At 69.7% G+C, this 7,891-nt stretch carries 6 protein-coding genes; 3 read left to right on the forward strand and 3 right to left on the reverse strand.

Annotation, left to right across the window (positions count from 1 at the left end; all coding sequences use genetic code 11):
- The first annotated feature begins 940 nt into the window (after positions 1 to 940).
- Entirely contained in the window at positions 941 to 1,366 is a 426-nt protein-coding gene (locus tag ENSA5_RS04915) for a hypothetical protein (protein WP_146155333.1), read from the forward strand.
- Positions 1,367 to 1,579: 213 nt separating this feature from the next.
- Here the strand turns inward: ENSA5_RS04915 and ENSA5_RS04920 are convergent, their stop codons facing one another.
- From ENSA5_RS04920 to ENSA5_RS04930, 3 genes are all read right to left on the reverse strand, one after another.
- The gene (locus ENSA5_RS04920; RefSeq protein ID WP_181197378.1) at positions 1,580 to 2,461 is read right to left on the reverse strand and encodes an efflux RND transporter periplasmic adaptor subunit; all 882 of its coding nucleotides are present in this window, start codon (positions 2,459 to 2,461) and stop codon (positions 1,580 to 1,582) included.
- Between the two features lie 205 nt (positions 2,462 to 2,666).
- Positions 2,667 to 4,922 carry a peptidase domain-containing ABC transporter gene (locus tag ENSA5_RS04925; protein ID WP_106390390.1) on the reverse strand — a complete coding sequence of 752 codons (2,256 nt, stop codon included), beginning with the start codon at positions 4,920 to 4,922 and terminating at the stop codon, positions 2,667 to 2,669.
- Complete coding sequence (locus ENSA5_RS04930) at positions 4,915 to 6,708, reverse strand: efflux RND transporter periplasmic adaptor subunit (protein ID WP_181197379.1); 1,794 nt, start codon at positions 6,706 to 6,708, stop codon at positions 4,915 to 4,917. The genes ENSA5_RS04925 and ENSA5_RS04930 overlap by 8 nt, the downstream gene beginning before the upstream one ends.
- A 216-nt stretch (positions 6,709 to 6,924) precedes the next feature.
- On the opposite strand from ENSA5_RS04930, the gene ENSA5_RS04935 reads away from it, so the two are divergent.
- Positions 6,925 to 7,113: a hypothetical protein gene (locus ENSA5_RS04935; protein WP_106390392.1), complete on the forward strand. Its 189-nt coding sequence runs from the start codon at positions 6,925 to 6,927 to the stop codon at positions 7,111 to 7,113.
- 163 nt (positions 7,114 to 7,276) lie between these two features.
- Positions 7,277 to 7,870 (forward strand): D-sedoheptulose-7-phosphate isomerase, encoded by a 594-nt coding sequence (locus ENSA5_RS04940; RefSeq protein WP_181197380.1) that lies wholly within the window; start codon positions 7,277 to 7,279, stop codon positions 7,868 to 7,870.
- The last annotated feature ends 21 nt before the right edge of the window (positions 7,871 to 7,891 follow it).

A 7,891-nucleotide genomic window follows, 5' to 3' on the forward strand; every position in this document is an offset into this window, starting at 1 on the left:
GAGACAGGGGGGCGGCGGGGCAAACGGGGTCGAGGGCACCGGGACGTCGTTCCATTCCGCATCGACAGCGGGAGAAGCCTCGTCCACGAGCTCGGCTGCGGGGTCGGTCGCTGGGTCCTCGTCTGGATCGCAGGCGGTCACGAGAGCCGAGACGCAGAGGGTGCCAATTGCCATGGAAACAAACGAAATATCGCTGTGAAACATTTTTGGTGATCTCTTCCTCGTGTTCGCCTCTCGACTGCCGTGAGAGGCGAAAGCGGTCACAAACTCATGCGACCCGGCGCCCTACGAATGTATATCTAGTGCCTAGCACTAGGTTTGTCTCGCTCGCAAGGCGGATCGGTCACAGTCACTTCACGCGACCGGCGCTCGGCTCCAAAACCGTCCCTGTGGTCATTTGGAGTGAAACCGAAGGTCCGTGTCGCAGGTCCGCGAACCAACCGACCGTCGAGCCGGTTACGGGCGGATGTTGCGAAAGCACCTGCGGCGACCTCGCGGCTCGAATTGCGCCACATCGAGAATGCGATGATAGCCCGAACCTTGTACTTTTGGACAGGGTGCGTACCGGGGGACATGTCGAACTGGACGAATAACGCAGTTTTAAGGGGGGTGTGAATACGGTGGCATCTCGAGCTTCGCGCGAGCCACACGGCACAGCGGGTCTTTACGCGACGATGGTCATCGCGCGCAACCATCGGATGCCCCGCTCGATCACCTGTTCGTTGGATGTGTGTTGGTAGCCACTATTGCCTACATCGCGTTCGTGATTGCCAGCAGCGGATGCCCCGGGAGCCCGAGGGGCGGACCGACAGGGCGACCTCAGTGTAGTCAGTGATGATTCACATTCGACCCGTGTGGGAGCGTCGTCACTCGGGCGCTTGGTGAGGGGGATTCTTGCGGTCGCGTTTTGATTGGCGCGTTCCCGCGCTACGATGGCGTGGTGACGCGGACCACGATCACGCTCTTTTTGACCTTCGCCACGCTCGCCTGCGCGGCGCCGAGCGACGACGAGTTGTGTGCGCACGTCTTGACCATGCAGATGAGCCAGGCCAACGCGTCGGGCTCGCCGTCCGACGCGGACATGAAGCTGTGTCTCGAGCACCTGCCGCAGCTGCGCGCGCGGATCGGCGAGGGCTGGAACGAGTTCTCGCGCTGCGCCCTGCGAGCGAAGACGGAGGGCGAGCTCCAGGCCTGCTCGCCCAAGCTCGCAGAGATCGCCGAGCAGGATCGGCGCCGGGCTCGGGATCAGCTCCGGTCGAGCGTCGACGCCCAGCGCGAGCTGACCAAGGAGTACGAGGAGGCGATCGAGGCCGCCAAGGCCACCAAGGCCGAGCGCGACAAGGCCGAGGCTGCCGAAGGCTCGTAGCCTCGCTCGTACGACCACGGGTCGGTCTTGCCCGGGCTCGCGGCCGAGTTGCGCCGCCGGTCCGTCGTCGCGACCGACGCCTGGTTGGAGCGGACCCGCGGTCGCCTGCGCACCGTCAGCCGGGCTCAGGGCCCGAGCGGGCGAGCTGATGTCCGGGGAGGGGAGGCGGCGCCTGCTCGCTCCAGCCTCGTGTGGGTTCGGGCTGGCTCAAACTCAGGGGGTCGCGCGGGCGTCTGCGTCGCTGGCTCGGCCCGTGAACACGAGCGCGGGGGTGCCGATCGCGAGCTCGAAGCCGAGCTCGTCATCGGGGCCCGCCAAGACCAGGGCCGCGTCGACGAACACCATCTCGCTGGCCGGGTCGACCTCGGGGGCGACGTGCTCGACCCGGGCGGGGAGCTCGACGCCGTGTTCGAGACGCACGCGGAGCTCGGTGCCGAGCGCGAGGGCCTCGAGCTCGCTCGGCTCGACGGCGAAGCGGACCCAGGGGGTCGAGCCGGCGATCAGCCGCAGCACGGGGCTGCCCGGGCCCGTGACCGCGCCCTCGTCGAGGTAGCGGCGGGCGACCACGCCGTCAAAGGGCGCGACGATGGTGCTGTCTTGCAGCTCGCGGTGGAGGCGATCGAGCTGAGCTCGACTCTCGGCCACGGCGGCGACGGCCGCGTCGAGATCGGCCTCGCGGCGCCGGGCCTCGAAGCGGGCGTCGTCGCGCTCCCGAGTCGAGGTGTGGCCTGCGGCCGCGAGCTCGTCGAGCTCGCCGGCCTGGGCCTGGCTTTGCTGGGCGTCGACCCGAGCGTGACGCAGGGCCGCTCGCTGCTGGCGAAGCTCGGCCTCGACCACGGCGATCTCGTTGCGCGCCGCGCTGTCGTCGAGCTGGGCGAGGGGCTCACCCGCGCGGCAGCTGTCTCCCGGCCAGACCCGCAGCGAGACCAGCTCGCCGGTGACCGTGGGCGCGACGTCGACGGCCCGGGCGGGGACGACCACGGCGACGTGGCCTGCGGCGAGCGGAGCGGGATCGGGTCGCCGGTCGACCGCGCTGTCGACCGCGGGCGGGGCCGCGTCGGCGAGCGGGTCGCCACAGGCCGGCGGCCCGAGCACAGCCAGGAGCAGACCAGGAGCTAGCAGCCCGTGGCGCAATGCCTCGCGCCGCCTCGCTTGGCCTTTCCGCCGAGGGCTTTGTCGCCAAAACTTGCAGTACGCCCGGTACAGCGGCGTCTTGGCTTCGCGCCCTCGGCGAAGATTCCGGCGCGAGGCGACACGATGCGTTGCACCACGGGCTGCTAGGTAGCGGGCGAGGGCGTGGTCATTCATGGACGGCTCCGAGGGTCTGGAGTTCGGGGGTCGGCTCGTTGCCAGCGGCGAGGAGCATGCGGAAGATCTCGCAGCGCTCGCGCAGCTCCTCGAAGCTGCCGACGTCGACGACGCGGCCCGCGTCCATGACGACGATGCGGTCGGCGAAGGTGATGGTGCTGAGACGGTGGGCGATGATGACCCGCGCGCAGGACATCTGCTCGAGCGCGCGCATGACCTCGCGCTCGGTCCGGTTGTCGAGGGCCGAGGTCGCCTCGTCGAGCAGCAGCAGCGGGGGCTCGGCGACCAGCGCCCGGGCCAGGGCGATGCGCTGGCGCTGACCCCCGGACAGCGAGCCCCCGCCCTCGGACACGAAGGTGTCGTAGCCCATGGTCATGGCCATGATGTCGTCGTGGATCGCCGCCCGCTTTCCGGCCCGGGTCACGGCCTCGATGCTCGCGTCGGGGTGGCTCATCGCGATGTTCTCGCGCAGGCTCTGGGCGAACACGTAGGGGTGCTGGGGCACAAAGCCGAGCTGGCGCCGGACGCTGCGCAGCTCGAGCTCGTCGAGCTTGCGGCCGTCGTAGTAGACCCCGCCCTCGGTCGGCGTGTGCAAGCCCAGGAGCAGGCCCGCGAGGGTCGACTTGCCCGAGCCCGAGCGGCCAACGATCGCCACGCACTCGCCGGGCTCGATGTCGAGGTTGACCTCGCGGACCACGAAGGGCGACTTGGGATCGTAGCGAAAGCTGACCTCGCGGAGGCTGACCTGGCCGCTGAGCCGCGGCGCGGGCTCGACGGTGCTGCGGTCTTGCTCGGGCTCGGTCGAGAGCACGTCGTGGAGCCGCTCGATGTAGCCGCCGAGGCGCTGGAGCTGGAGCGCGCTGCTGACCAGCGAGGCCAGGGGGGTCAAGAACCCGGCCGCGAGGGCGTTGAGCGCCAGCATCTGCCCGAGCGAGAGCTCGCCCTGCATCACGAAGTGGGCGCCGACGCAGAGGATCAAAAAGGGCGAGGTCACGCTCAGCGCGGCCATGGCCGCGTCGATGCTCGCCTGGAGGCGGCCGGTGTCGAGCGAGACGTTGAGCTGATCGACGAAGCGGTTGGACCAGCGCTCGACGGCGCGGCCCTCGGCGCCCGCGAGCTTGAGGGTCTCGATCCCGCCGAGGATCTGGACGAGGTAGTTCTGGGCCTGGGCCTGGGCCTCGAGGTTCTCGCGCATCAGGTCCAGGACCCGGCGACGCGAGAGCATGAACACGATCACCTGGGCGATGCCCAAGACCAGGGTCAGGGCCCCCAGGGTCGGGCTCAGCCAGAAGATCAGCGCCAGGTAGATGATCACCAAGGAGCCGTCGAGCAGGGCCGAGAGGGTGTTGTTGGTGAGGGTCTCGCGGATGTTGGTGTTGCTCGACACCCGCATCATCAAGTCGCCGGCCGAGCGGCGCTGAAAGAAGGCGTAGGGCAGGTCGACGAGGTGCTCGAGGAAGCCCAGGGTCAGGCGCACGTCGAGGTTGGTGCGCAGCTGCAAGAGCAGGTGGGCGCGGGTCAGGTTGGACAGGACGTGAAACACGACCGCGCCCCCGAGCCCGACGGCGATCACCGCCAGGAGGTGGTGGTCGCTGCGCGGGACCACGTGGTCGACGAGCAGCGCGGTCAGGATCGGCAGGCTCAGGGCCAGGAGGCGCAACATCACCGAGCTGACCACCACCCGCGAGATCAGCTGGCGCTGGCCGTACAGGTGCTGGAGGTACAGGGCGTAGCGCTTCTCGCGGAGCTTGGTCGGCTCGAAGTCGGCCCCGGGCTCGACGCAGACCGCCACGCCCGTGAACGAGCGCGAGAATCGGTCGAGGGTCACGCGCTGGCGCCCGGAGGCCGGATCGACGTACTCGACGTGGGTCCGGGTCACGCGCTCGAAGACCACGAAGTGGTTGAACTCCCAGTGGAGGATCGCGCCGCGCGGGAGGCAGGGCAGATCCTCGAGCTCCACGCGGATGCCCCGGGCGCGCATGCCGAAGCGCTCGGCCCCGGTGACGATCGAGGCGGCGTCGAGGCCGTCGCGCCCGACCCCGAGCTCGCGGCGGACCTCGTCGAGGGCGATCTCGCGGCCGTGGTAGCTCATGGCCATGGCCAGGGACGCGGCGCCGCACTCGGCCCACTCGTGCTGCAAGATCACCGGGACCCGGCGCGTCCGAGGGCCGCGGGACAGGCGGGCGAGGGCCGGGAAGCGCGAGCCGAGGTCTCGGCCGAGGTCGAGGTCGAGGTCGTGATCAGCCACGGGGCAGCACTCCTCGCAGGGCCGGGAACAGCATCTCCAGCAGCGACTCCGAGCGGACGCGGACCTCGGCGAGGGCCAGCATGCCCTCGTGGTAGTCGTAGCGCTGGTCGTCGACGACGAAGCTCGGCTCGTCGAGCTCGGCCTCGACCAGGACCATGGGGCCGTCGAGGGCGAGGGCGTCGGCCTGGGTCGGCCCGAGGAAGCGCCGGGCCTCGCTCGGACCCACGACCTCCTCGCCGACGTGGCGCACGTGCAGGTGCTGGTAGGCCCGCTGGTAGCCGGGCAGCTCGAGGCGCATGACCATGCCCGGGCGCAGCTGGGGGCGATCGGAGCCGGGCAGCAGCGCGATCACCCGGCGGGCGTCCTCGTCGATCAGCAGCGACAGCAGGGTCTCGCCCACGCTCAGGTGCTGGCCCGGGCGAATGCGGAGATCGCCGACGGTCCCGGCGACCGGGGCTCGGAGCTCGCGCTCGACCAGCGCCGCCTCGGCGTTGTCGCGTTGGCGGCGGAGGTCGGTGAGGTTGGCGGCCGTGACCGGATCGTCGGGCTCGAGCAGCCGGGCGCGGAGCTCGGCGCGGAACGAGAGCTCGGCCCGGGTCAGCTCGCTGCGGGCCACGCGGTCGTCGAGGCGCGCGAGCAGCTGACCCGCGTCGACGCGCTCGCCGGGCTCGACCAGGATCTCCGCCAGCGCGCCGCTGGACCGGGCCGTGATCTGGCGGCGCTCGTGCAAGTGGATCACCGCCGGGCCGGCGCTGTAGATGTTGATGCGTCCGAACGCGAGGTAGGCGAAGCCGACCAGGACCAGGGCCAGGACCAGCCAGTAGCTGACCGGAACCCACGCGCCCGTGACCCGAATGACCTCTCCGGGGCGCTCGCCGGCCTGTCGCGCGCGCAGGGCCTCGACGCGGAAGGGGCCCCGCTCACGCTCCTCGTGCTCGCGCACGAGCTCGGCGAGCTCCTGGCGCTGAGCGAGGTGCTCGACCAAGGGGCCGGCGCGCTGAATGAAGAGCCCGAGCGAGCCGCGCTCGCGGGCGTCGAAGGCCTCGCGGTGGCCCTGACGAACGACGACCAGGACCACGTGCACGCTGCCCTCGGCGCCACAGATCGGCGCGACCAAGAGCTGCTCCTCGCCCCGCCCGCCGGGGTCGTCGATCGCGGCCAGGTAGCGAGGGTCTTCGTCGGCGCGGCGAAGCCACAGCCCCTTGCCCGTCCGCGCGGCGAAGCCGGCCAGGCCCCGGGTCGCCCGGTGCTCGCGCTCGACGGGGGACAGGGCCCACAGCGCCCCGCTGGCGCCGTCGTGATAGAGGCAGTGCACGCGATTGGCGTCGAGCAGCTCGCACAGCTCGGCGCTCACAGATCGGGCGGCCTGGGCGGGATCGCGTGAGGAGGCGAAGCGGCTCGCGAGCTCGAGCACGCGCTTGTGCAGGGCCACGTCGTCGGCCGAGAGCTCCGGCCGCTCGGGCGGGGCCCCGCCCAACGCACGGGTGAACAAGACTGGCAGTTGGTCGGGGGAGATCTCCGACTTCAGCTCGAAGACCAGCCGCGGGTCTGCGCGAATTTGGTCGTTGACGGCCGATGCGCTGATGAACACCGGGGTCTCGGGTCCGAGCGCCCGCATCCCCTTCACGAGGTCGGGTTCGTCGAGGGCGTGAAACACCACCAGCGCGAGGGCCGGATCGGCGAGCACGGCGCCGAGGTCCACGGCCTCGGGGTCTCGCTGGCTCAGCGAAATTAGCGCGTCGAGGGCCTCGCGCAGGGGGGCGACTCCATCCTCACTCCCCAACACGAGGAGGGCATGACCCAACTTCGAGGTCGGGTGATTTGGTGTGTTCTTCTGATTCATGGGTGGGGAGCGAACGCGGAGAATGGGGCGAGCTTAAATTGCGTAAACGCGGTGGCGAACAATCGATGAACCATGTTTGATTGTCCGTGCGACGTGGCGGGTCGAGCCATCGTTCGGCCTGTCATAGCGCAGACAACAATACCCCGAAAGGAAAAACAGATGAAACGCATCAATGATCATATCGCCTCCCGTCGTACCCGCACTCCCGGTGCCAAGCTCGAGCAGGATCAGCTCGGCTCGGCGGTGGGCGGTGGCTGTTGCGTCCAGGGCTGCAGCGGCTGCGACCTGCCCGGCATCGGCGATCTGCCGAAGTTTCCCCCCGGCGGCGCGCTGCCGGTCTTCCCCTAGGCCCTGAATGAGCCCGGGGTCAGGGTCGCTGTTCGGCGGCCCTGGCCCCGCTTTTAGCCCCAAGCCTGAGTATTGGCCCGAGTATTGGCCCGAGTATTGGCCCGAGTATTGGCCTGAGTATTGGCCCGAGTGTTGGCCGAATTCGCCGTGGAGACGCCCGCCCATGCAAGCCCCCCAGACCGCCGCCGCCCCCGCTCCAACCCTCAAGACGCGCATCGGCGCCCACATCGATGACGTCGCCAGTTTGCTGCGTGCGCTGAGCCCCGCGGACGTCGCCCCGGTCGTCGAGCTCATCCACGAGACCCGCCGCGAAGGTGGAGTTGTCTATGTATTCGGTAATGGTGGGAGCGCGGCGACGGCCATGCATTTTTGCAACGACCTTCACGCGAACTGTGCCGATCATAATCCGCCGCTTCGTGTGCAATGCCTCGCCAGTAATCTGAGCACTCTGTTGGCCCTGGCCAATGATACTGGCTACGAGAACGTGTTCGTGGGCCAGTTGCAGAGCCTCGCGCCCGAAGATACGGTCATTGCGATCTCGGCCTCGGGCAACTCCGAGAATTGTGTCCGCGCGGTCGCGCGGGCGCGCGAGCTCGGGGCCCGGAGCGTCGGCCTCGTCGGCTTCGACGGCGGTCGCCTGGCCGAGCTGTGCGCCCAGGTCATCCACATCCCGCGCCACGACTACCTGGCGGTCGAGGACGTCCACAGCGTGCTGTGTCACGCCATCGCCCGGGGCCTGCGCCCCGCCGCGGCCTGAACGAGGCCCCGATCGAACCCC

This window comes from Enhygromyxa salina, assembly GCF_002994615.1.
Lineage (GTDB): Bacteria > Myxococcota_A > Polyangia > Nannocystales > Nannocystaceae > Plesiocystis > Plesiocystis salina_A.

Coding starts and splice junctions, on each gene's coding strand:
- ENSA5_RS04935 (WP_106390392.1), top strand. CDS start 6,925: ATGAAACGCATCAATGATCATATCGCCTCCCGTCGTACCCGCACTCCC.
- ENSA5_RS04940 (WP_181197380.1), top strand. CDS start 7,277: ATGCAAGCCCCCCAGACCGCCGCCGCCCCCGCTCCAACCCTCAAGACG.